Source organism: Maribacter sp. C-4077 (assembly GCF_055378385.1).
The window spans coordinates 2,976,793-3,000,684 of the sequence record NZ_AP038807.1; the positions used below are offsets into that span (position 1 = coordinate 2,976,793).

A 23,892-nucleotide genomic window follows, 5' to 3' on the forward strand; every position below is an offset into this window, starting at 1 on the left:
TAATCAAAGTTTCCACTGTAAATCTAGGTATGTTTTTAACACAATGCTAAGATTTTTTGCTTTCACATAGAAATTCAACCTCAAGACTTAGGTTCTTCTTACCTGCGGCTCCAAATCCGTTAATTCGGATATTTTTATGGGTTTACCGGATTGAATGCTTTTTCTTGCTGCAATTCCTATAAGGACGGACATGGCCCCATCCCGGCTACCAGCCGTTCTACCAAATGGGTCCGGTACTTCTGGGTTCACGAATATTTTGTCCTGTAAACGTTTATCGCCACCACCGTGGCCGCTTTCTTCCATATCTACTTGAATGGTCTCGAATTCTTGCCAAAGTTTATGCACGACGATTGGTTTTTTGGATACGATTTCCCCTCCGTCCTGAGCCATTTCATTGGCGTGCTTTTCAGCTTCATCTATAGAGGTGTTTTCAAAGTACGGAATATCCAACCAAGCCTCAATTCTACCTTCTGTTCCATTGAAGGCAACCCGCCAACCCTCAAAAGGCGAATAGGTCGTTAAGGAATAATTGAGGATGGTATTGTCCGTATACCTGACCTGTGCCGACATTTTATCATATATATCAATGTCTTCCCGAAACAAGCAGTTATCCCGAATATATCCGTCAGCATGTTCGTGATCAACATATAATTTCTTCGAAAATTCATCTTTGTGGATGTCCCAATAAAAAGCACATTCGTTTTTATGATTGCAGGTCCTACAGTTTTTTCCCCTATAAGGACCATTTTTTCCATAAAATTCCAGATCACCGTAGGCAAAAACTTCATTGGGTTCTGAGTTGATCCACCAATTGAGCAAATCAAAATGATGGGTCGCCTTGTGCACCCAAAGTGATCCGCTACTGTCCATTTCTCCATGCCATCTCCTAAAATAAGAAGCCCCGTGATACGTATTTAAATACCAATTGAAATCTACAGAGACCAGGTCCCCGATTGTTTTATTTGAAATCAGTTCCTTGATCTTGGTGGCATAGGGGCTCCATCTATAATTGAACCCAACGATTAAATTCTTCTTGGACACTTTTTCGGCATCCAATATCTGCTGGCATTTAACCTCATCGATTGTGAGGGGCTTTTCGGTAAGGACATCGCAGCCCATCCCAAGACCTTTGATTATAAATTCATGATGGGTGGAGTCTTTGGTGGTTACGATGACCAGGTCTGGTTTCGTAATGGAAACCATATCTTCAAAGGAAGTGAAGGTGGGACAACTGGCTCCAATATAGGTTTTGCCATATTCCAACCGGCTAGGATTGATGTCACTAAGTCCCACGAATTCCAAAATCTCTGAATACTCGTCCATTAGGCGTTTTCCCCAAAAGGTGATTCCACGGATACCCGTTCCCACTAGGGCAACCTTGAGTTTTTTCGATTTATCAAAGGCAAATGCCTGAATGGGAAAAGCACTGCTTGCGGCCAACATGCTGATGGAAAAAACAAATTCTCTTCTAGAATTTTTCATGGTATAATTCAAACTATCCTTTTAAAGATATTTAAAATTTGTAAAGGTTTGAAGATTATTGGTCTAATATTTCCGGTGCATTGGGGAAGCTTCCAAAAATAAAAAGGCGTTCAAATGAACGCCTCTATACTGAAAAATCTTTGGTTCTAATCCTGAATTAGAACCCATTCCCCTTTGGAAATTAGGGGTTCCGCCTGTTTGAACTTCAGGGTTTTACTTTCTCCGGACATTACATTTTTAATGGTAACCTTTTCATTTCTTCCAATTTTAGGTTGCCCCCGTACGATAGTCTCCGTTACGGCAGGTCGCTGTCGCTGTGTCTGCCCCACGGCCCTGTTTTGCGCCGCCAATTCATCGCTGTTGGGGATTTCCTCTTTGGAAGTCTGTATATTTTCCTTTTTTCTGGGGACGTTTCTAGCCTCTCGGATATCGTTTGGATTGCCTGATGGCAATTCGCCCTTAAACAAGAAGGAGACAATTTCCTTATTTACCTTTTCGATCATTTGTTTGAAAAGCTCAAAGGCCTCAAACTTATAGATTAATAAAGGGTCTTTTTGTTCGTGCACGGCCAATTGCACGGATTGTTTTAACTCGTCCATCTTTCTAAGATGGGTTTTCCAGGAGTCATCGATGATGGCCAAGGAAATATTTTTTTCAAAATCGGTAACCAATTGCTTACCATCACTCTCATAAGCTTCCTGTAAATTGGTCACTACGTTCAGGGTCTTTACACCGTCCGTAAACGGTACCACGATACGTTCGAAGTTGTTCGCGTTATCTTCGTATACCTTTTTGATTACCGGAAATGCCGTAGCGGCGTTGCGCTCCATTTTTTCCTTGTAATGGTCGTACCCCACCTTGTATACGCGTCCGGTTATTTCTTGGGCGCTAAGTTTACCGAATTCTTCCTCGCTGACCGGCGACGTCATGGAGAAATACTTGATCAGTTCAAACTCAAAGTTTTTAAAATCGTTGGCGGCCTTATTACCCTCTACAATTACCTCACAGGTATCATAGACCATATTGGCAATGTCCACCTTTAGGCGTTCACCTTGCAGGGCATGGCGTCTTCTCTTATAGACCACCTCCCGTTGCGCGTTCATAACGTCATCGTATTCCAACAAACGCTTACGTACGCCAAAGTTGTTCTCCTCCACCTTTTTTTGGGCTCTTTCAATGGATTTCGTCATCATACTGTGTTGGATGACCTCACCCTCTTCCAAGCCCATTTTGTCCATCATTTTAGCAACCCGGTCAGAGCCGAAGAGTCGCATCAGGTTATCTTCCAAGGAAACATAGAACTGTGAACTACCGGGATCCCCTTGACGCCCGGAACGTCCTCGTAGCTGACGGTCCACACGTCTGGAATCGTGCCGTTCCGTACCAATGATGGCCAATCCACCCGCTTTTTTAACCTCGGGTGTTAGTTTGATATCCGTTCCACGACCCGCCATATTGGTGGCAATGGTCACAACTCCGGGATTACCCGCATCGGCAACGACATCCGCTTCCTTTTTGTGTAATTTGGCGTTCAATACGTTGTGAGGGACTTTTCGTACGCTCAATAATTTTGAAAGTAATTCCGAAATTTCTACCGATGTGGTACCAATCAACACCGGTCTACCGGCCTGACTCAATTTGGTGACCTCATCGATAATGGCGTTGTACTTTTCACGTTTTGTCTTGTAGATCAAGTCGTTTCTGTCGTCCCTGGCAATTGGCCTATTGGTAGGTATCTCAACGACATCCAATTTGTAGATTTCCCAGAACTCCCCTGCTTCCGTAATGGCCGTACCGGTCATACCGGCCAATTTGCTATACATCCTAAAATAGTTCTGTAGGGTAATGGTGGCAAAGGTTTGTGTTAAGGCTTCAATCTTCACATTCTCCTTGGCTTCAATGGCCTGATGCAGACCATCGGAATATCTACGACCGTCCATGATACGACCGGTCTGCTCGTCCACGATCATAACCTTATTGTCGATAACTACATACTCCACGTCCTTTTCGAACAAGGTATACGCCTTTAACAGTTGGCTCATGGTGTGTATACGTTCGCTCTTGACGGTAAAGTCCTTGAAAAGTTCCTCCTTTAGTTCGGCCTCTTTCTCTATTTCTAGGTTTTGTTCCTCAATTTTGGCAATTTCGGCACCAATATCGGGCATTACAAAGAAATCCCTGTTCTGCTCTCCGGAGATATAATCGACACCTTTATCCGTAAGCTCTATCTGGTTGTTCTTTTCATCGATTACGAAAAGGAGGTCCTCATCCACCTTTGGCATCTCCCTGTTGTTGTCCTGCATGTAAAAATTCTCCGTTTTTTGGAGCAATTGTTTTACACCCTCCTCGCTAAGGAATTTAATGAGTGCCTTATTTTTGGGTAGGCCCCTGTACACGCGTAACAATAGAAAACCGCCCTCCTTGGTGTTTCCTTCGGCTATCAACTTTTTGGCTTCGGCCAGGACACCCGTCAAATGTTGTCTTTGTTTCTGAACGATTTCACTCACTTTGGGTTTTAGTTCATTGAACTCGTGCCTGTCGCCTTCAGGAACAGGTCCCGATATGATCAAGGGTGTACGGGCATCGTCCACCAAAACGGAATCCACCTCATCCACAATGGCATAATTGTGGGGCCGCTGCACCAAATCCTTGGGGGTATGGGCCATGTTGTCCCTTAGGTAATCAAAACCGAATTCGTTATTGGTTCCATAGGTAATATCGGCATTGTAAGCGGCCCTTCTACCATCTGAGTTTGGTCTGTGATGATCTATACAATCCACCGATAGTCCGTGAAATTCAAAAATGGGTGCCATCCAGGCACTGTCCCTTTTGGCCAGATAATCGTTTACCGTCACCAAATGTGCACCATTACCTGTGAGCGCATTCAAATATAAGGGTAGGGTAGCCACTAAGGTCTTACCTTCACCAGTTTGCATCTCGGCAATTTTTCCTTGATGCAGGGCGATACCGCCTATCAATTGGACATCATAATGTACCATGTCCCAAGTAACCTGTTTCCCAGCGGCATCCCATGAATTCTTCCATACGGCGTTGTCCCCATCCAGTGAAACATATTCCTTTTCACCCGATAGTTTACGGTCGTTCTCCGTGGCTTTTACCGTTAAGGTTTCGTTTGCCGCGAAGCGTTTTGCCGTTTCCTTTACAACCGCAAAAGCCTCGGGTAAAATTTTGTTTAAGGTCTCTTCCGATAATTTATAGGCATCTTCCTTTAGCTTGTCGATTTCGGTATAGATATCCTCGTTTTTATCAATATCGCTGGATTCCTTTACTTCCTTCTCAAGTTCCGTGATTTTATCGGTAATATCCTTGTAGGAATCCTTTATGGTTTGTTTAAATGTTAGGGTCTTGTTTCTTAGCTCGTCATGGCTTAATTTCTCGAAGTCGCTTTCAAAGGATTTTATCTGATCTACCAAAGGCTGAAGCTCCTTTACATCTTTCTTGGATTTATCACCTACAAAAGCCTTCAGTATAGAATTTATAATACTCATAGTGTGTTTCTAATTTGAGCTGCAATCCGGAACCATAGGATGTACGCCCCGTTTACAAGCTATTATTCGTTATCGATGGAATCATCGATACATCGTCTGTTCAAAAGCCGTTCCAGTGTGCGAAAAACACCGGATTTCTTTTTTAGACTGCCAAAATTACATAAAAAAAAAGCCTCCAAAGAGACTTTTAAGTAGTTATTGTAATATGGGAATATTAATATTCGTCCTCGTTCCAGAGGTAATCTTCTTCCGTTGGGTAATCTGGCCAAATCTCTTCGATAGATTCATAGATTTCACCACCTTCTTCCTCCATGGACTGTAAATTCTCCACAACCTCCAAGGGAGCACCGGTTCTAATAGAGTAATCTATTAACTCATCCTTACTTGCCGGCCAAGGTGCATCACTTAAATAAGATGCTAATTCTAATGTCCAATACATGGTAATTGTTTGATTTTAAAATTTTTGCAAAAATAATTTTTAATTGGAAACGGCCAAGACAATTTATTATTATTTCGACCGAGTTATCAACATATTTTTTGCATTGATAAATTGATAACGCATAAAATGTGAATTTATTAGTCCCTTTTCTCGGGAATCCACTTTATTTCCTCCACTCCCAAATCCATTGACAACTTTCGTGCCAATACAAATAGGTAGTCTGACAGCCTGTTTAAATAGGTAAGAACGATCTCGTCAAAAGGTTCGTTCTCATACAAAATAGTCGTTTTTCGCTCCGCCCTTCTGCAAACGGTACGCGCAATATGACAGTATGACACAATGGGATGTCCGCCAGGTAAGATAAAATGGGTCATTTGTGGCAAAACCTCGTCCATTTTGTCCATCGCCATTTCAAGGTATAGCACATCGTCCTTACTGATTCTTTCAATGTTCAGGCGTTCCTTGCCATTTTTTAGTGTTGTCTTTTGAGGTTCTGTCGCCAATATGGCCCCTACCGTAAAGAGCTTTTTCTGAATGGCTTGCAGTTCGGTCTGGTAATCCTTGGCTATATTTTGGTCAGCAATCAAGCCCAGCCACGAATTCAACTCGTCAACGGTTCCGTAACTATCTATCCGAATATGATGTTTTGGGACCCGAGTGCCACCAAATAATGATGTGGTGCCATTATCCCCAGTTTTTGTGTAAATCTTCATTTAAATCGTTCTGTTTATAGTTGCCGAATGTAAATTGATTTTTGCCAATCGCTGTTCACTTTCCGCTATGGGTTATTTTAACATTTAAGCCATCGGTCTTCATTCTATATTCATAATTGGTTATTCTTCATTCCCTTTTTTTCGTTTGTAATCTTCCATAAACTTGCGCGACTTTCGTTCCCTGGCTTTTCTTTTATTGGTAATGGTAATTACCAAATAGATTGCGAAAACAACCCCCAATACTATGTAAATTGTATTATCCATAATAGGTCATTGAATATTCAAATTCTAATTTTAAAATGTTCCTTATCCTGTTCCTTTCTAAAAAAAACAAGTCCACAGTGGAACAAATCCATGGTTACCGACACCTCCGGCAATTTTTTTATACGTTCCCATGACTCCTTTCGCTCCCTGTTCTTATATATTCCGTTTATCATGAGCATGGTATGGTTATGATAACTTGCTTTTGAAATTGACTTGAACAGGGTGCTATTCTCTCCAACATAAATTACATCCAATGGTAAGGTATCAAACGTCAAATGGTCAAAATTAGCGACTATCTTATCTTTAATATAGCCGTCTGCATCCACAAATCCAATACTTTTATAATTAAAATAAGAAATTGCCTTGGTAAGCACATGCTCTTCAAGGGGGATGTGCCTTTGTCTTTTCGTGTAAAGGCCTTTTGTTAGGAAATTATATACAAACGGTGAATGCACGCCGTGTTCATTGGAGGAGCGAATAATAAATTTGAGATAGGACAGCAACTGGAACACCTTCTTCGGCAAAATTTCCCAAATGTACTAATACCTTTTGTTTTTTAACGATGGATAAAAACTGGAGCCTCGTATTCTAAAATATCGGTTTTTTTATGGGGTAGCCCCAAACCTGCCCTTTGGGCAGGTAGGGATACCGAGGGGATACTGGTATAGGTTAAGCCATTTTAGGGCTGTTCGCTTTGGTAGTAAAGGAAAGTTCCTTCTTTACCCTTGAGTTCTTGAACCGGTACAAACGGGCCACTTCCTGTTTTACCTCCATCTTTTTTATCGGAGCCGTTTCGGTAACGATGCCCATTTCGATGGTCTCTACCTTTAGGGTCTCAGCCCTGTCCTGGGCACTGGCCGCGGTTCCTATGAAGAAGATGAAGAAGATGGTCGCTACTGTTTTCATGACTTGCGTTTGTTACATTATTATAACTACCGCAAGCGTATTTCAGGGGGTTGCCATTCGTTGAAAAACAGGTGTTTCTCGATAAGCTGCACCGGTCCGGATTAAGTGTAAAATTCGCTCGACGAACGGACCTTGCACAAAAAACAGGTTATCGAAAAAAGGTGTTTTTAATCGAGAGATTCCATTTAGGAGTAAGAGGGATTTTCCCAATTTTAGGGAATTATCAGCCCTTTTGGTCTGCCAGTTCGAACCAGCGCTCCGTTTTTTGATCAATGGTATCTGAGAGTTCCCCCAGTTCAATGGAAAGGGCCTCGATTTCTTCGCCACTAAGGGAAGTGTCCGTAAACTTATCCTGGATTTCCAGTTTCTTGGCTTCCAATTGCTTTATTTCCTTTTCCAAGTTTTTGTATTCCTTTTGTTCCAAGTAGGAGAGCTTGTTCTTTTCAGGTTCCTTCCAGGTGTTTTTAACAGGTTCCGATTTCTCCTTCTGTTCCCGCTGCTCGATTACCTTGCTGTCTTCATAGGTGCGATAATCTGAATAATTGCCCGGAAAATCTTCGATTACACCTTCGCCCTTAAAGACAAAAAGATGATCTACGATCTTGTCCATAAAATAGCGGTCATGGGACACTACAATGAGGCATCCAGGGAAATCCAGGAGAAAACTTTCAAGGACGTTCAATGTGACAATGTCCAGATCGTTCGTCGGTTCGTCCAATATTAAAAAATTGGGATTTTGAATCAGAACGGTACAGAGATATAGACGTTTTCGTTCCCCACCGCTTAGCTTTTCAACAAAGTCATATTGCTTTTTACGATCAAAAAGAAATCGTTCCAATAATTGCTGGGCCGATATTTGTCTTCCTTTCATCAGCGGAATATAATCCCCAAATTCCCGTATGACATCGATGACCTTTTGGCCTTCCTTGATCTGTATTCCCTTTTGGGTGTAATAACCAAACTTGATGGTGTCGCCTATAACCACCTTGCCGTTATCCGGTTTGTCCCTTCCCGTTAGGATATTCAAAAAGGTCGACTTTCCGGTTCCGTTTTTTCCGATGATTCCTACACGCTCCCCTTTGGTAAAGGAATAGTCGAACTTTTCCAGAATAACCTTATTGGGATAGGATTTGGAGACTTTATGGATTTCGATGATCTTGTTGCCCATCCGTTCCATATTCAGCTCCAATTGTACTTCATGTTCCTTTCTGCGCTGGCTTGCTTTTTCCTTGATGACGTGAAAGTCGTCTATGCGGGATTTGGACTTTGTGGTCCGTGCCTTGGGCTGTCTGCGCATCCAGGAAAGTTCCTTTTTATAAAGGATTTCCGTCTTGTGCTGTTCAACGGCTTCCAGTTCCAAACGCGCCTCTTTCTTTTCCAAATAATAGGAGTAGTTTCCTTTGTAGGGATAGAGCTTTCCGTTTTCCAACTCTATAATTTCGTTGCAGACCCTTTCCAAAAAATAACGATCATGGGTCACCATGAAGAGCGTAAGGTTTTCTTTCTTAAAATATTCCTCGAGCCATTCTATCATTTCCAGGTCCAGATGGTTTGTGGGTTCGTCCAGAATGAGCAGATCAGGCCTGTTGATAAGTGCATTGGCCAGGGCCAATCTTTTTTTCTGCCCTCCGGAGAGTTTTCCCACCTTGGCATGTAGATCTTCCAGTTTTAACTTAAAAAGAATCTGCTTGTATTGGGTTTCAAAGTCCCAGGCTTCAAATCGATCCATGGCCTCAAAGGCTTTTTGATAGGCTTCGGTGTCCTCTGGATTTGAAAGGGCTTTTTCATAATTGGCAATTACTTTAAGGATTTCATTATCCGAAGCGAATATGGTCTCCTCCACGGTCAAATCGGCATTCATGACCGGTTCCTGGTCCAAAAACGAAACCCTTATTCCTTTGCGATAATTCACCTGACCTGAATCCGGCTGGTCACTACCTGATAATATATTCAATATGGAAGTCTTTCCAGTACCGTTTTTGGCGATAAGGGCAATTTTTTGGTCCTTGTTGATGCCAAAGGACAAATCCTGAAAGAGCACTAGCTCCCCATAGGATTTGGAAATATTTTCAACGGTAAGTAGGTTCATTTTTAGGGGTTAGGAATTGGACTGGCCATTAAAATAAGACCACAAAAATAGATATCTAAGGGCTAAAGACAACAAAATAAAGATCAAGAGTATGGAAAACACCTGAAATTCTATCAGCCATAATAGAACGGTGAGGGCTAGAAATCCCAAGAGTGCCAAGATATACCATCGTATCCGGTTTGGCACCGAATTTTTAATCAAAAGAAAGGCTACAAAAAGGTTCGGAGCAAAGGCCCATAACACGTTAAAATTCATTTTGGTGGCATCGTGGTCCGTAAAGAACCAAAGAAACACGATTACTAGGCCCGCCAAACCGGTTAGAAGGAACAACACAAAGTCGAGCCACTTTGTTCTCTTTTTAGCCCGATGGTCTTTATAGCATATAAAACCCACCACCAAAAAGAGCAGTAAGAGCCAAAAAATTGGGGATAGCAAAAATGGGGTGGGGTAGGACTGTGGTGGGATATCCACCAAAACAGATTCCCTTTTCACTATAGGTTTTCCCGCCAGCGAAGTATGTTTCATTTGTTCATAGACATACAGGGGTAAGAACATAAGTTCATAAGGTGTCGCTTCCCGGTCGATTACGGCACCCAAGGCCAAATCGATGCCGAAATTCGACCACGAGTTAATTTCTAAATTTTGATGTATCAATTCCCTAAAAGTAAATTCTTCCTCAAGGTGGGAAAAGTTGAACTGAAGTGAAGGGCCTAAGGTTTTTTCAAAGACTAGGGGTATTCTGGTGGCGCAGTTATCAAAAAGAAAATCATATTGGTACTTCCTATTTTCCGGTAAAAGATTGTTTTCCAGAAAGACCACAATGGCTGTTCTCTTTTCTAGGTCAAGGTCCAGTTCCTGTTCCCGGACCCAACGTTTTTCAATTTCATAACTTCTTTTGAAATAAGAAAATGGCATCCTCGATATGGTATACGCCAGTTTCCCCCTGGTGAAATTCAAATAAAAGTTGGGGTCCTCAAAATCATAGGTGCCATAGCCATACACTTCGTCGATTCCCAAGGAAGCGTCCTGAAACCGAATGGCACTATGCCCAAATTTGGCAGCAAGCTCTTCCCCGGTTCCTACGGTCAACAGACTAATTTTGGAAAGGGGCGAAAGTTGGTTTTTCTGGGAATGTCCAGCAAAACCTACAATCAAAACCAGAAAAATTAGGACGGTCCTTTGAAACATAGTCGAAAAGCATGGATGCTACCGCAAAGATGCGAATAATAACCAATTTATGTTATTTTTACTCGAAATCGAAGTAGCTAACAATTACCGGTTTTAAACGACATGCAAAAACACCTTCCCAATTTTATTACGCTTTTTAATGTCTTTTGTGGCTGTGTGGCCACCGTTTTTGCTGTTTTGAACAATTTGGAAATGGCAGCCCTATTTGTGGCTTTGGGTATTTTCTTTGATTTTTTCGACGGACTTGCGGCACGGGTCTTGGATGTGAAAAGCGAATTGGGATTGCAGCTGGACTCCCTCGCCGATGTTATCACGAGCGGACTTGTACCGGGTGTCGTTATGTTTCAGTTGTTGGCCATGTCCCAAAGTGGCGGTTGGAATCTGATCGGGGCTTCTTTTTTGGAAGAACCCGGGGTTGACTGGGTTTCCTATTTACCATTTTTTGGGTTTGTGATCACTATGGCGTCCGCCTATCGTCTGGCCAAGTTCAACTTGGACGAGAATCAGGTATCGTCCTTTATAGGCTTGCCAACACCTGCCAATGCCCTGCTTATCATATCACTGCCGCTAATCCTTTTTTACAACGGAAGCGAAAGTGTCAATGCCATTATATTACATCCATGGTTTTTAGTGCTCCTCACCATTTTAAGTGCCTATTTGCTCAATTGCAACCTTCCGCTTTTTGCCTTGAAGTTTAAAAACTGGAGCTTTAAGGACAATGCGCTACGCTATATTTTTCTGACCATAAGTTTGGTCATGATCATCACCATGAAATTTTTGGCCATACCTTTTATCATCCTTTTTTACATTCTCAGTTCGTTGGTGCAGGAAAAATTTTCAAAATAAAAAGGATGTCCAAATCAAATCATAATGAATCCATCGAATATTGGTTACGGGGCCCTGTGGAGGGAATCCCCATTCTTTTGCAACCGGCCGCTCATGCCCTGCTACAATCCAACAAGGAACTTTACGACTATTTGGCGGATTTTCCAGTGGAATTACTTTGGCAAAAATTGGAAGATAGGGCATCCGTTGGATTTCATATAGAACACATGACAGGGGTGTTGGATAGACTGATGACGTACGCTAAAGGAAAGTCGCTCACGGAGACCCAGTTCGAGTATCTTAAAAACGAAGGAGCTCCAAAGTCGGATTTGACCTTAAAGAAATTAATGGCCGATTTTTCAAAACAAATGGAAATTATGCTTGGGTATTTTAAGGGCCTTTCCGAGGATTCCTTAAAAGAAGCAAGATTCGTTGGAAGAAAAAAATTTCCTTCTACGGTTTTGGGATTGCTGTTTCATGCAGCGGAGCATAGTCAGCGCCATATAGGACAATTACTGGTCACCGCTAGTGTGTTAAAATCCCAGCGTACGAGGATAAATTAATTTTTTTTAAAAGTTGTGAAGATTACACCAAGAATAGAAGAAAGTAAAGCGAGGAAATTAATTGGTGTGTCTTGCCACATGAGCATTTTGAATAATAGGACGGCTGAACTCTGGAGCGGTTTTCGGCCAAGGGTTTCGGAGATTTCCAACAGGGTTTCACCTGATTTTATTTCCCTCCAAAACTATCCCGAAGACTATTTCATGCATTATGACCCAAACAAGCCTTTTGAAAAATGGGCTGCCGTGGAAGTATTGGAGGTGTCCAATATCCCTAAGGGTATGCAGTTTTTTGAGTTGCCTGCGGGAAAATATGCGGTTTTTGAATACAAAGGGGCAAGTAGTGACCCTCGCATATTTCAATACATCTATAATGAGTGGCTGCCGAATTCTAGATATCGGCTGGACCATAGTCCCCATTTTGAGGTGCTAGGTGAAAAGTATAAAAATAACGATCCCAATTCAGAAGAGCAGATTTGGGTTCCAATCCTGGACCGCTAATGGATACCGAAAAAAGAGCTCCTTGGTATTATCTGGCATTGTTGATTTTGGCTGGAGAAAGTGTTTTTATTTTGCCCTTCGTCCTTCAACGTGTATTTAGGCCTACCGTTTTGAAGGTTTTTCAACTGAACAATACGGAATTGGGTCTTTGCTTTTCCGTGTATGGGGTAGTCGCCTTGGTTTCTTATTTCTTTGGTGGACCCTTGGCGGATAAATACCCGCCAAGAAAGTTGATCGCCCTAGGCCTTTGGACAACGGCCGCAGGCGGATTGTATTTTGCCACCTTTCCCAAATTTCATTACTTACAGATACTCTACGGTTATTGGGGTTTTACCACTATTTTCCTTTTTTGGTCGCCCATGATAAAGGCCACAAGGGTCTGGGGCGGACGTAATTCCCAAGGAAAGGCATACGGATTTTTGGATGGGGGAAGAGGGCTTGTGGGGGCACTTTTCGGGACCTTGGGCGTATTGGTTTTTTCTTGGTTTATGGCCGATAATTTGGAAAGTGCCAACCTCGCCGATAGTCGGTTTGCGTTCCGCAAGGTACTTTTGGTGTCATCCGCAATTGTGGCATTCGTGGGAATTTTGGTCTGGGTGTTTATGAAACTGCCAGACCGTTTGGAAAGGGAAATCGTTCTGGAAAAAATATCCATGTCACAAATTGGACAAGTACTAAAATTACCATCGGTTTTATTGTTGATGGTCATCATACTTTGCGCCTACGTGGGGTATAAACTAACCGATGTTTTTTCGCTCTATGCAAGTGAAATCATGCTGTACGATGATGTGGATGCCGCCAAGACCGGAGCTTTTCTTTTCTACGTGAGGCCCGTGGCGGGAATCTGTATCGGGATTATTGCGGATCGCTCCCTACCTAGTTATTGGCTGTTTGTGAGTTTTGTCGTTTCTTTAATTGGTGCCATGCTCTTTTCCATGGGGTTTGTGGTGGACACCTCCGTGTTTTTATTTCTTGTTTCCATTTTAATCGTCACTTCGGGAATTTATGCGGCCAGGGCTTTATATTTTGCGGTTATGGAAAGCGGAAAAATACCGTTGGCATTGACGGGAACCGCGGTGGGACTTATATCGGTAATAGGCTATACCCCGGATATATTCGCCGGCGCTGCCATGGGTCTATTGCTGGATGCGAGTCCCGGATTGAAGGGACATCAGCATGTTTTTTATATGATCGCGGGCTTTTCCTTTGTGGGAGCGTTGGCAGCCTACAGGTATTACAAATTATACAGAAAGGATGGAAAGAAAATTTCCTAGGAACCTGCAATTGGTCCTATCCGGAATCATTGTCATTTTGGCGGGCCTGTTTTATGGACTCCATCCGTTATATGTGATGCCGTTGACCTTTAAGTTTGAAGTCGAAGCCTTGGCTTTAAAGAATATATTCAGGGCCATCATGGGCATTTACCTCGGGTTGGGTATCTATTGGCTTTTGGGTGCATTTCGTCAGGAGTTGTGGAAATCAGCCACACTGTGCAACGTGCTATTTATGGGTGGTATCGCTTCGGGTAGATTGATCAGCTTGCTTTGGGATGGTTTTGGTTTACCATTTTTCGTCGCCATGGTTTTGGAACTGATTTTTATGGTTTGGGGATTTTATAACTTGAAAGCCTTTAAGTCCTACGTCGGTAAATAAATAAAACCATTAATGTTATACCTTCGTAGATATAGTATAGAATAAAATATGAACATATGAAAACCGTACTTCGTTTACTTTACTTATTGGCCATTGTGGTCCTTTTTTCCTCCCACGAACTATTTTTAAAGTCCGATTCTCATTTTTTGGAACCCAATACCTCAGGTCTCCTTTATTTGTTCAATGGTACGTTTGATACCAGTGAAAATGAAATTACCAGGGACCGAATCGTAAAAGCCAAAATATTGGGGCCGGGGTATCAATTTGAACCATCGGATACTGATTACTACGGAGAGGAAAATATCACCTATCTAAAATATACTACCGGAGCATCGGGAACGTATGTGGCCGGTATTTCCACCCTGCCAAGGATATTGGAAATGAATGCGGCGGATTTTAATGAATATTTGGAGCATGAAGGTCTGGAGGGCACCATTGCCGATAGAAAAAAGGCCGGAATCACCAATAACGGCGCTAAGGAGCGGTATTCAAAACATGTAAAGGCACTGCTACAGGTGGGTGAAAATACCTCCATCGACTTTATGAAGCCGTTGGGCTATCCCATTGAGTTCGTTCCCTTGAACAATCCTTTTGAGATTACCTTGGGGGACAGGGTCGCCTTTAAATTGCTCCGGAACGGAAAGCCGTTGGCCAATCATACGGTTCATTACAGCACCTCCGTGCCGGGCCAGGATGCCCACGAGAACGAAAATTCCGTGAAGTCCAATGCCAACGGTATGGTAAGCATTTTGCCCACCTCAAAAGGAAAGTGGTACGTGGCCACCATTCACATGGAAAAGAAGGAAGGTGATGCCGTGGATTACGAATCCAACTGGGCCACCTTGACCTTTGAGATTAAATAATGGTTAGCTTTTTAATCCGATGTTCTTTTTTCTGGAAACAGGTTTTAATTTTGCCTTAAATTATTGTGTGAGCTATGTTCAAGGAACTAAAAAAAGGCATCAAGGAACTTAAGGGATATACGCCCGATGCGGTCCGTACCCCAATTTTACAATCGTTGATCGATTACATTCAGGAAAAAAGGGATGAGGATGAGCCCATTAACCTGAATTTTGTTTGTACCCATAATTCCCGAAGAAGCCATTTATCCCAAATTTGGGCGCAGACCCTAGCCGCCTATTTTGATATTCCTAAAGTGGCTTGTTACTCCGGAGGTACGGAAGCAACGGCTTTGTTTCCAAAGGTCTTGGATACGTTGGAAGGTGCTGGATTTAGAATCAGCAAATTATCGGAGGGTGGGAATCCAGTGTATGCCATCAAATATGGAGCGAATAGCCTGCCCATCATTGGTTTTTCAAAGACCTATGATCATGCCTTTAATCCGGAATCCAATTTCGCGGCCATTATGACCTGTGGGCACGCCGATGAAAACTGTCCCTATATTCCAGGAGCCGAAAAGCGCATTCCAATGACCTTTGATGATCCAAAAGCTTTTGATGGAACCGACCTCCAAACCCAAAAATACATGGAGCGAAGTTTGGAGATAGCGGCGCAGTTGTACTATGTTTTTTCTAAAGTGGTATAGGAATTTCAGGAAATCCAACCTTTGATAATTTCACTTTTTCCCAACTTTTTAAAGATGTAAATGATTTGTTAAATATAGGTAAAACTGTCAATTTAAAATTGTCATTAGGGTCTGCATGATTATCTTTAAAGAGTATGCTCTGCGAAAAACTGAAAATAGTTTACCAGTCCATTAAATACTGGTTTTTAATTTCCACCTTTTTGATTACTTCACTTAATGCTCAGAATTTAAGTGTGGAGAATAAAATAAAACCTGCCTTTAAGGACTATTTTGGAATGCCCCGGGCCTCAGTTTTTTTGCATTTGAACAAAAGTGCCTATGTTGAAGGAGAGCATCTCTGGTTTAAAAGTTACCTATATAACAGACTAAAGAACAATCTTTTAAAGGAACCGCTTAACCTTTATATAGGAATTTATGATTCCGTGGGCCAACCTATAAAAAAGGAGCTTTTCATCAGTAGGAATGGATTAGCGCTTGGACAAGTACTGATTGATTCCACTTTTGACAAGGGAACTTATTATATAAAGGCTTCGACCAGCTGGATGCGTAATTTTCAAGAAGATGATTCGTTCATTTCCCAATTTGATGTCGTTCAAGGGCCTACCAAAATAAAAGGAATCGAAGACGAAGAATTAGATGTCCAATTTTTACCAGAGGGAGGATATTTGGTTTCGGATGTACAGGGTACCGTGGGGGTTAAGGTAATAAATTCTCATGGAAACGGTGTTAAAGGAGCAAGAGGGATCATCAGAAATAATCGCGGTGATTCCATAACAGCATTCATTACAAACAATTTTGGCCACGCGAAGTTTGAGATTTTACCTCAGCAGGAAATTCTGTATTCCGCAACAATGGATAATTTTCAAGGGAAAAAACAAAAAATTTTGCTTCCCAAGTCCAAACCCAAAGGTATTGCAATGTCCATAAGGAGAATTTCTTCTGATCGAATAATGATTCTTTTGGGAACCAATTCCGTGACCAGGGCTGAAATGGGAAGTAAGCCATTTAGTTTACTTTTTCACAGGGATGGGCTTTTAAAACATATGGAGGTGGTGTTTCCATCGGATAAAAATTACGTTTCCTATGTTCTTGACTCGGAGTCCTTACATCCTGGTACCAACATTATTACACTAATAGACAGCTATGGAAATCCTCTGTTGGAAAGACTGGTATTTAATAGGAATAGCATAAAGCAGGGAGAATTGAAAACATCACTTGGATATGTTGATCGCGACTCAGTATCCATGCATATTGATTTGGAAAGAAAATCAAAAGGGTTTTTATATTTAAGCGCCTCGGTTTTACCGGCAGAAACTAAGGCTTATCGACATGATTACAACATTTTAAGTACCTTTTTGTTAACTCCATATTTGTCCGGAAGTGTTGAAAATCCTAAATATTATTTTTCAAATGTATCCGAAAAAACCGAAAAGGATTTGGATTTACTTCTATTGACACAAGGTTGGTCCCGTTATGAATGGAAGAATATCTTTGAGAATGCTCCAGTTGAAAGGAATGGTTTTGAGACTGGCGTAGATGTTTTGGGCCAACTTAATTTTGAGCTTAGAAAAAATGAAGGGATTATGTTATATCCTGGAGAGGGGTCTCTTCCTCAAATGATAAAAATAAAAGAAGGTTCCAAAAGTTTTTTTCTTGAAAATTACGATCTTGAAAAAGGAACTGAACTCAGGTTTACGGTAGTAGATGCCAATGGAAGGCTTTCCAGGCCAAATTTATACGTCAGGGTCGATAACGGAACAAAATCGGATGTTCTACATAAACTGCCTAATAAAAGGCAAATGTCTACCTTTGATTATCAAGTAAATGATTACAGTGGCAATTTTAGTTTTGTACTTCCTGATAATACCATCACATTGAATGAGGTAACCGTAGAAGGCAGTCAGGAGGACCCTGTTTATGTGAGTCCCCACTTTACTCCGGATAAACTCGTTAAAGTTACAGAGAAAACCATAGGCAATTTTCCTAGACTATTGGATTTGATACGGTCCAGTGGATTTAATGTGTGGGAGGCACCCAATACGGGCTATGACCGCATTCGTATTACGTCCAAAAGACCCTTGGCACTTTCTTTGACACCTCCCTCTCCAAGATTATACGTGGATGACATACCTTATTCAGATTTCAATATATTGACAGATTTTTCCACTAGCCAATTGGAAAGCTATTTTATTGATAGGTCTGGAAACGGGGAACCTGGTGCCGCAGGAGGAGTGATAAGGGTATACACTAAGAAGGGGGTTGATCAGGATGCTTCAGGTTTGGGAAGAAAATATTCCGATAAGGAATTTTTTATACATATTGTAAAAAATGGTTTTGACCAGGTGAAAGAATTCTATGTGCCCAAATATGCCAGCGTCAGTGATGACTCCTTTAAAAATTTTGGAACTATTCACTGGGTCCCCAGTTTGGAAATAGTTGATGGACGTAATGGCACATTCGTATTTCAACACCTAGACATCAAGCGCATGAAAGTATTCATTGAGGGAATTGGTGAAGATGGTACTCTTTATTCCACAATGGAGGAAGTTCAAATTAGTCCGGATTAGGTCAAAGTTTTTTTAGATAACCGGTTATTTGAGTAAGATTCATAGGATGTACTTTTCATTTATTATTATAAATTAATAAGGCTATAAACATCTATTAAATCACCATTTTAGGTTGATAACGGCTACTTCGAAGGGATTGAAATTCTGAATATAAAAACTTTAACAAAAGATACTTGTCATAACAAAGTCACCTTGGCTAGATCAATAATTAATTCGTATTTGTAACATGAATTATACTATTCGCTCATTAAGTTGTTTGTTTTTTTTGTCGGTCTTCGCATGTGTAACCTTATATTCACAGAATTTAAGCATTGAAAACAGGGTCAAACCTGCAATCGGTGATTATTTTGGTATGCCGAGGCCTTTAGTCTTTTTACATACGAATAAAAGCGATTATGTGCAGGGGGAATATCTATGGTTCAATGGTTATATTTATGATCCTTTGACTGGCTCCCCTTATAACGAGAGACTGAATCTTTATGTAGGTGTCTATGATTCAGAAGGCAATCAAATCAAAAAGGAACTTTTCATTAGTGAAAATGGAATATCAAAAGGACAAATCAAGGTAGATTCTATTTTTTCTGCCGGGCTTTATTACCTAAAGGCAACAACCGGTATTTTGCAAAACTTGAAAGAAGAGGATTCTTTTATTCAAAAATTTAGGGTTATAAATCGATTACAGACTGTATTAGAAAATAGTAAAGATATTTTGGACATAAATTTTCTGCCCGAGGGAGGTACCCTAGTAAGCGATGTTCCTGCGACGGTAGGGGTTAAAGTTGAAAATCGATCGGGCCAGGGTGTCGAAAAATTTAAGGGCTATTTGGTGGAAAGTAAAGGTGATACCGTGGCGAGCTTTGAAACCAATATGTTTGGTTTGGCCAGGTTTAATTTCTTGCCTAGAAAAGAAGGGACCTACAGTACAAGTTTAATTGACAGCGAAGGCAGAATGAGGCAATTCTTCCTACCGGAGATAGAAGAAAGGGGAATAGGCATCAATGTCAAAAGGCTTTCTGAAAATAAAATACAGATTACTTTGGGCATGAATCCTTTAACTAGGAGTGAGATTGGTGAAAAAACGTATTCCTTATTGTTCCATAGAGATGGACTTCTTAAGCATATGGATATTAACTTTCCAAAGGATGAAACCTTTGTATCCTATATTTTTAATTCCGAAGAGTTACACCCGGGAATGAATATTGTAACCTTGGTTGATAATACGGGAATTCCTGTGGTCGAAAGGCTAGTCTTTAATTCTGGGGATTCAAAAAAGAATAATGATTTAAACATAAGCGTAAAGTCAAAGAAATTTGATTCTGTGCAATTAACCCTATTTGCAAAAAATAGCTCCAAAAGCTTAAAATTTTTAAGTGCTTCAATTTTGCCTTTGGGAACGAAAGCCTATCAAAAAAAGAAAAATATTTCTAGTTCTTTTTTATTGGAATCTTATGTTAATGAAAATATTGAGCATCCTTCGTATTATTTTACGGAGACCTCAAAGAAAAGGGAAAATGATTTGGACCTATTGTTATTAACGCAAGGTTGGTCCCGTTACGATTGGAAGAATATATTCAATAATTCACCAAGAAAAGAGAATAATTCCAGGACAGGAGTGGACCTTTACGGCAAGCTGAATTTTGAACTGGGAAGAAATGAGAATCTTTTACTGTATATTGGTGACAAGCCATACCCAAAAAGGATTGAGTTGTCCCAAGATTTGGAAGAATTTGTATTAAAGAACTATTATTTTGAAAATGGTGATGAATTACAATTCACCACAATAAATTCAAATGGAAAACTTTCAAGGCCCAATTTATATGTAAGGCTGGATAATGGCATTAGGGTCGATAAAATACATAGTGTTGAGAAATATATTACAGAGATTGTTGCTAAGGACAATAGCGAAGCGTATAACCTGGAAGATTTTATAATGCCTGACAAAACCATAGTTTTGAACGAAGCCACGGTAGTTGATAAGAAAAAGAGAAATCATTACTTAATCAGTCCGGTCGTTAACGAAAATCGTGTAACCGAGATTACGGAGCGGGAAAGAAAAATGTATCCCCGTTTTATGGACATTATCCGCTCCAATGGTTTTAGGGTTATTATCGACTGGACTAGCTCATATGAGGGTCGAGTATCCATTGTCAACCTTAGAAATGGCCTCTCACCAGCTTTATATGTAGATGACATTTTTCAAGTCGATTTTAATAATATAGAACATATTTTGACGGATGAAATAGGGGCTTATTTTATAGATAAGTCTGGAAATGCAGAACCAGGCGCGGGAGGCGGTGTTATAAGATTGTACCGGAAGATTTGGGGCGAAGGGGAGGATGTAAAAGTTGAAAAAGAGTCAAGGTTTTTTCTGCACAACGTAAAAAATGGCTTTACTCCGGTTAAAGACTTCCATGTTCCCAATTACGCTAGTGTTACAGACGATGCCTTTATTAATTTTGGAACCATTCATTGGGAGCCAGGTATTATTCTCGACGAAAATGGGAAGGCCGACTTTATTTTTGATGGTAAGGGTTGGACGGAATTTGAACTATTTATCGAGGGCATGGCTTCTGATGGTTCTTTATTTTCAACCAACAAAATAATTAGAGTAGATTCTAGTCAATAAGTATATTACATAAAAACAACTCAAAAATCCAGCTTCTTCTTTCTCAGCTCGAAGTTCTGGCCCAAATATACCTTGCGTACCATTTCATCGGCGGCCAGGTCTTCTGGTATTCCCGACTTAAGAATACCTCCTTCGAACATAAGGTAGGAACGTTCCGTAATGGCCAAGGTCTCCTGAACGTTGTGGTCGGTAATCAAAATACCGATATTCTTGTTCTTTAATTGGGCTACGATGCGTTGGATATCCTCCACGGCTACGGGGTCCACCCCGGCAAATGGCTCATCAAGCAATATGAATTTAGGGTCGGTCGCCAAAGCCCTGGCAATTTCCGTACGCCGTCGTTCCCCACCGGATAAAAGGTCACCACGATTTTTACGGATGTGTCCCAGACCGAATTCCTCGATCAGGGATTCCATCTTCATGAGCTGCTCCTTTTTACTCAGCTTGGTAAGCTGGAGAACGCTCAGGATATTCTTTTCAATACTCAATTTCCTAAATACAGAAGCCTCTTGTGCCAAATACCCAATACCGTTCTGGGCACGTTTGTACATAGGGAAATTGGTAATCTCCATGCTGTCCAAATAGATATTTCCACCATTCGGCTTGATGAGTCCTACGATCATGTAAAAGGAAGTGGTCTTACCGGCACCATTTGGACCTAAAAGCCCTACAATCTCACCTTGATTTACCTCAAGGGAAATGCCCTTAACGACCTGGCGGCCACGGTAGGACTTCATAATATTTTCTGCTCTTAGCTTCATTATTTCAAATCTAACCCTTCTTACTGGCGGGAAAAAGCAATTATAAAATCTTTAACCTTGATTTTCCTCCAACGCTTCCCAATATTCGTAGGCTCTTCGTAAGTGGGGAATTACTATGGTTCCGCCTACCAAGGTGGCAATACCCAAAGTTTCCATGACCTCTTCTTTAGTAGCCCCTTCCTTAAAGGAACTTTCCAAATGGTATTTTACGCAATCATCGCATCGTAGCACTGCGGAAGCGACCAATCCCAATAGTTCCTTGGTCTTTACGTCCAAAGCGCCGGGAGCATAGGCGTTGGTATCCAAATTAAAGATACGTTTGATTACCTTATTATTGTCCGCTAATAGCTTCTCGTTCATTTTGGAACGATAGGCATTAAATTCCTCAACTGGATTTGACATTTCTTTTGGCTCTTTTTGCTTCCCTTTTAGCTTCACTTTTCAGTACTCTGGCGGAAATATAAATACTCACTTGATACAATATAAGTACCGGAATTGCCACTATGATTTGACTGGCAACATCGGGAGGTGTAATCACTGCGGACAGGATCAATACTATTACCAATGCTATTTTTCGGTATTTCCTCATGATTTCAGGTGTTACCAACCCTACCTTGGTGAGGAAATAAATAATAATGGGTAGTTCAAACAGCACACCACAAGCAAGTACTGCGGACCTTACGGTACCAATATAAGAATCCAAATCAAATTCGTTTAAAACGCGTTCACTTACCTGATAGGTTCCCAAAAAGTTTATTGATAATGGAGCTACGACATAATAACCGAACAAAACTCCAAGAAAGAATAGAACAGAGGCGATTAAAATAAAGCCTTTGGAGTGTTTGCGTTCCTTTTCATAGAGCCCAGGACTAATGAACTTCCAAAGTTCATAGAGGATATAGGGAAACCCAATTATAATTCCTGCCCAAATAGCCGTCCAAATATCCGCTGAAAATTGACCGGACATGGTCCTACTTTGAATAGTGAAAGGTAATTGATCCTTACAGAAGTCGGATTCAATCCCAATGTATGTAGCCGCCCTACAAAAGAATTTATAAGTTGGAAAATCCATTTGCGAAGGTCCAAAGATGATGACGTCAAAAATGAACCTACTAAATACAAAGGCTACCACGCCAATGATTACTACCGCCAAGGTAGATCGTATTAAATGCCATCTTAGTTCTTCCAGATGGTCCAGGAAGGACATCTCATCTGGGGAAGTCGTACTTTTTGCCATTATATGATACCTTCGTTTATAAGGTTATGTAAATGGATCACGCCGCTATATTCGCCTTTTTCCATGGCCAATAATTGGGAGATGCCTTTTTGCTGCATCACTTCCAATGCCTTAATGGCGAGGGTGTCCATCTCAATTGTTTTTGGTTGTGTGGTCATGATATCGGCTGCAGTTAGCCCCTTGATATTATCATGATTGTTCAGCATTCTACGGATATCACCATCGGTTACGATGCCTACTACTTTTTTATCATCCAGAACAGCGGTAACCCCCAACATTTTTTCGGAAATTTCCACGATAACCTGCTTGACATCGGCGGAAACCTGAACCGCTGGTAATTGGTTGTTGCGGGCAATATCGGCTACCCTTAAATACATTCTTTTGCCCAAAGCCCCTCCTGGATGGTACTTGGCAAAGTCGGCACTACTAAAACCTCTCAGTTCCAAAAGAACGATGGCCAAGGCATCGCCCATCACTAATTGCGCCGTAGTACTTGTTGTGGGTGCCAGATCGTTGGGGCACGCCTCCTTTTCCACAAAGGTGTTCAGGACAAAATCCGCCTGTTTCGCCAAGAAGGATTCTAGGTTTCCTGTCATCCCGATCAGGGTATTTTTGCCCCTTTTGATGAGAGGTACCAACATCTTAATTTCTGGAGTACTGCCACTTTTGGAAATGCAAATCACTACATCGTCATCCTGGATGGTTCCCAAATCTCCGTGAATGGCATCGGCCGCATGCATAAAAATGGCAGGAGTGCCCGTGGAGTTGAGCGTTGCGACAATTTTTGAGGCAATTATGGCGCTTTTTCCAATACCAGAAATAATCACGCGTCCCTTGGAATTCAAGATACAATCGACGGCATTGGAAAAATTCGTGTCCAATAAGGTTGCCAAGTACCCAATAGCATCCCGTTCCTTCTCAATAGTCCTTTTCGCCAACTCAAGAATTGTGCTCTTGGATGTCAATGTATTATTTAATTTTATCAATGGTATTCTTGTGAAGATGTGTTATCTTTAAGAATACAAA

22 protein-coding genes are annotated in these 23,892 nt (G+C 41.3%); 9 read left to right on the forward strand and 13 right to left on the reverse strand.

The genetic code is table 11. The features are described 5' to 3' along the window. Positions 1-87: 87 nt before the first annotated feature. The 9 genes from ACZ41C_RS12805 to ACZ41C_RS12845 all read right to left on the reverse strand — a co-directional run bounded on the left by ACZ41C_RS12805 (position 88) and on the right by ACZ41C_RS12845 (position 10,557). A complete protein-coding gene (locus tag ACZ41C_RS12805; RefSeq protein ID WP_464561968.1) occupies positions 88-1,482 on the reverse strand; it encodes a Gfo/Idh/MocA family protein in 1,395 nt (464 codons plus the stop codon). A gap of 146 nt (positions 1,483-1,628) precedes the next feature. Then, on the reverse strand, positions 1,629-4,991 hold the full coding sequence (gene secA, locus ACZ41C_RS12810) for a preprotein translocase subunit SecA (RefSeq protein WP_464561970.1): 3,363 nt from the start codon (positions 4,989-4,991) through the stop codon (positions 1,629-1,631). A gap of 214 nt (positions 4,992-5,205) precedes the next feature. Beyond that, on the reverse strand, positions 5,206-5,430 hold the full coding sequence (locus ACZ41C_RS12815; protein WP_027064442.1) for a DUF2795 domain-containing protein: 225 nt from the start codon (positions 5,428-5,430) through the stop codon (positions 5,206-5,208). Between the two features lie 137 nt (positions 5,431-5,567). Continuing rightward, positions 5,568-6,143: a cob(I)yrinic acid a,c-diamide adenosyltransferase gene (locus ACZ41C_RS12820; RefSeq protein ID WP_464561972.1), complete on the reverse strand. Its 576-nt coding sequence runs from the start codon at positions 6,141-6,143 to the stop codon at positions 5,568-5,570. A gap of 120 nt (positions 6,144-6,263) precedes the next feature. Continuing rightward, on the reverse strand, positions 6,264-6,407 hold the full coding sequence (locus ACZ41C_RS12825) for a hypothetical protein (protein ID WP_464561974.1): 144 nt from the start codon (positions 6,405-6,407) through the stop codon (positions 6,264-6,266). A gap of 17 nt (positions 6,408-6,424) precedes the next feature. Then, the gene (locus tag ACZ41C_RS12830; protein ID WP_464561976.1) at positions 6,425-6,931 is read right to left on the reverse strand and encodes a hypothetical protein; all 507 of its coding nucleotides are present in this window, start codon (positions 6,929-6,931) and stop codon (positions 6,425-6,427) included. 145 nt (positions 6,932-7,076) lie between these two features. Next, a complete protein-coding gene (locus ACZ41C_RS12835; protein ID WP_138257622.1) occupies positions 7,077-7,313 on the reverse strand; it encodes a hypothetical protein in 237 nt (78 codons plus the stop codon). 223 nt (positions 7,314-7,536) lie between these two features. Continuing rightward, positions 7,537-9,402: an ABC-F family ATP-binding cassette domain-containing protein gene (locus tag ACZ41C_RS12840; RefSeq protein ID WP_464561978.1), complete on the reverse strand. Its 1,866-nt coding sequence runs from the start codon at positions 9,400-9,402 to the stop codon at positions 7,537-7,539. A gap of 9 nt (positions 9,403-9,411) precedes the next feature. Continuing rightward, on the reverse strand, positions 9,412-10,557 hold the full coding sequence (locus ACZ41C_RS12845; protein ID WP_464561980.1) for a lipoprotein N-acyltransferase Lnb domain-containing protein: 1,146 nt from the start codon (positions 10,555-10,557) through the stop codon (positions 9,412-9,414). Positions 10,558-10,692: 135 nt separating this feature from the next. Between ACZ41C_RS12845 and ACZ41C_RS12850 the strand changes: the two genes are divergently transcribed. The 9 genes from ACZ41C_RS12850 to ACZ41C_RS12890 all read left to right on the forward strand — a co-directional run bounded on the left by ACZ41C_RS12850 (position 10,693) and on the right by ACZ41C_RS12890 (position 20,868). Continuing rightward, complete coding sequence (locus tag ACZ41C_RS12850) at positions 10,693-11,436, forward strand: CDP-alcohol phosphatidyltransferase family protein (RefSeq protein WP_464561982.1); 744 nt, start codon at positions 10,693-10,695, stop codon at positions 11,434-11,436. A 5-nt stretch (positions 11,437-11,441) separates the two neighbouring features. Beyond that, complete coding sequence (locus ACZ41C_RS12855) at positions 11,442-11,978, forward strand: DinB family protein (protein ID WP_464561984.1); 537 nt, start codon at positions 11,442-11,444, stop codon at positions 11,976-11,978. 15 nt (positions 11,979-11,993) lie between these two features. Continuing rightward, complete coding sequence (locus tag ACZ41C_RS12860; protein WP_464561986.1) at positions 11,994-12,476, forward strand: GyrI-like domain-containing protein; 483 nt, start codon at positions 11,994-11,996, stop codon at positions 12,474-12,476. After that, positions 12,476-13,750 carry an MFS transporter gene (locus ACZ41C_RS12865; RefSeq protein ID WP_464561988.1) on the forward strand — a complete coding sequence of 425 codons (1,275 nt, stop codon included), beginning with the start codon at positions 12,476-12,478 and terminating at the stop codon, positions 13,748-13,750. The genes ACZ41C_RS12860 and ACZ41C_RS12865 overlap by 1 nt, the downstream gene beginning before the upstream one ends. Continuing rightward, on the forward strand, positions 13,731-14,129 hold the full coding sequence (locus ACZ41C_RS12870; protein WP_138257637.1) for a DUF4345 domain-containing protein: 399 nt from the start codon (positions 13,731-13,733) through the stop codon (positions 14,127-14,129). The genes ACZ41C_RS12865 and ACZ41C_RS12870 overlap by 20 nt, the downstream gene beginning before the upstream one ends. A 56-nt stretch (positions 14,130-14,185) precedes the next feature. Then, positions 14,186-14,992: a DUF4198 domain-containing protein gene (locus tag ACZ41C_RS12875; protein ID WP_464561990.1), complete on the forward strand. Its 807-nt coding sequence runs from the start codon at positions 14,186-14,188 to the stop codon at positions 14,990-14,992. A 74-nt stretch (positions 14,993-15,066) separates the two neighbouring features. Continuing rightward, positions 15,067-15,675 carry a low molecular weight phosphatase family protein gene (locus ACZ41C_RS12880; RefSeq protein WP_464561992.1) on the forward strand — a complete coding sequence of 203 codons (609 nt, stop codon included), beginning with the start codon at positions 15,067-15,069 and terminating at the stop codon, positions 15,673-15,675. A 200-nt stretch (positions 15,676-15,875) separates the two neighbouring features. Then, on the forward strand, positions 15,876-18,242 hold the full coding sequence (locus ACZ41C_RS12885; protein WP_464561994.1) for a hypothetical protein: 2,367 nt from the start codon (positions 15,876-15,878) through the stop codon (positions 18,240-18,242). Positions 18,243-18,594: 352 nt separating this feature from the next. Next, positions 18,595-20,868, forward strand: coding sequence for a hypothetical protein (locus ACZ41C_RS12890; RefSeq protein WP_464561996.1), 2,274 nt, complete (start codon positions 18,595-18,597; stop codon positions 20,866-20,868). 20 nt (positions 20,869-20,888) lie between these two features. Here the strand turns inward: ACZ41C_RS12890 and lptB are convergent, their stop codons facing one another. The 4 genes from lptB to ACZ41C_RS12910 are packed head-to-tail and all read right to left on the reverse strand — an operon-like array spanning position 20,889 to position 23,831. Next, entirely contained in the window at positions 20,889-21,629 is a 741-nt protein-coding gene (gene lptB, locus ACZ41C_RS12895) for an LPS export ABC transporter ATP-binding protein (protein WP_138257642.1), read from the reverse strand. Between the two features lie 51 nt (positions 21,630-21,680). Beyond that, positions 21,681-22,031, reverse strand: coding sequence for a carboxymuconolactone decarboxylase family protein (locus ACZ41C_RS12900; protein ID WP_138257643.1), 351 nt, complete (start codon positions 22,029-22,031; stop codon positions 21,681-21,683). Beyond that, a complete protein-coding gene (tatC, locus tag ACZ41C_RS12905; RefSeq protein ID WP_138257644.1) occupies positions 22,015-22,866 on the reverse strand; it encodes a twin-arginine translocase subunit TatC in 852 nt (283 codons plus the stop codon). Before tatC ends, ACZ41C_RS12900 begins: the two co-directional genes overlap by 17 nt. Continuing rightward, a complete protein-coding gene (locus ACZ41C_RS12910; protein WP_464562000.1) occupies positions 22,866-23,831 on the reverse strand; it encodes a KpsF/GutQ family sugar-phosphate isomerase in 966 nt (321 codons plus the stop codon). The genes tatC and ACZ41C_RS12910 overlap by 1 nt, the downstream gene beginning before the upstream one ends. Positions 23,832-23,892: the final 61 nt, after the last annotated feature.

Bases quoted from the DNA above. Each gene is read 5' to 3' on its own strand.
- ACZ41C_RS12805 (WP_464561968.1), bottom strand. From the start codon at position 1,482: ATGAAAAATTCTAGAAGAGAATTTGTTTTTTCCATCAGCATGTTGGCC.
- secA (WP_464561970.1), bottom strand. From the start codon at position 4,991: ATGAGTATTATAAATTCTATACTGAAGGCTTTTGTAGGTGATAAATCC.
- ACZ41C_RS12815 (WP_027064442.1), bottom strand. From the start codon at position 5,430: ATGTATTGGACATTAGAATTAGCATCTTATTTAAGTGATGCACCTTGG.
- ACZ41C_RS12820 (WP_464561972.1), bottom strand. From the start codon at position 6,143: ATGAAGATTTACACAAAAACTGGGGATAATGGCACCACATCATTATTT.
- ACZ41C_RS12825 (WP_464561974.1), bottom strand. From the start codon at position 6,407: ATGGATAATACAATTTACATAGTATTGGGGGTTGTTTTCGCAATCTAT.
- ACZ41C_RS12835 (WP_138257622.1), bottom strand. From the start codon at position 7,313: ATGAAAACAGTAGCGACCATCTTCTTCATCTTCTTCATAGGAACCGCG.
- ACZ41C_RS12840 (WP_464561978.1), bottom strand. From the start codon at position 9,402: ATGAACCTACTTACCGTTGAAAATATTTCCAAATCCTATGGGGAGCTA.
- ACZ41C_RS12850 (WP_464561982.1), top strand. From the start codon at position 10,693: ATGCAAAAACACCTTCCCAATTTTATTACGCTTTTTAATGTCTTTTGT.
- ACZ41C_RS12855 (WP_464561984.1), top strand. From the start codon at position 11,442: ATGTCCAAATCAAATCATAATGAATCCATCGAATATTGGTTACGGGGC.
- ACZ41C_RS12865 (WP_464561988.1), top strand. From the start codon at position 12,476: ATGGATACCGAAAAAAGAGCTCCTTGGTATTATCTGGCATTGTTGATT.
- ACZ41C_RS12870 (WP_138257637.1), top strand. From the start codon at position 13,731: ATGGAAAGAAAATTTCCTAGGAACCTGCAATTGGTCCTATCCGGAATC.
- ACZ41C_RS12875 (WP_464561990.1), top strand. From the start codon at position 14,186: ATGAAAACCGTACTTCGTTTACTTTACTTATTGGCCATTGTGGTCCTT.
- ACZ41C_RS12880 (WP_464561992.1), top strand. From the start codon at position 15,067: ATGTTCAAGGAACTAAAAAAAGGCATCAAGGAACTTAAGGGATATACG.
- ACZ41C_RS12890 (WP_464561996.1), top strand. From the start codon at position 18,595: ATGCCGAGGCCTTTAGTCTTTTTACATACGAATAAAAGCGATTATGTG.
- lptB (WP_138257642.1), bottom strand. From the start codon at position 21,629: ATGAAGCTAAGAGCAGAAAATATTATGAAGTCCTACCGTGGCCGCCAG.
- ACZ41C_RS12900 (WP_138257643.1), bottom strand. From the start codon at position 22,031: ATGTCAAATCCAGTTGAGGAATTTAATGCCTATCGTTCCAAAATGAAC.
- tatC (WP_138257644.1), bottom strand. From the start codon at position 22,866: ATGGCAAAAAGTACGACTTCCCCAGATGAGATGTCCTTCCTGGACCAT.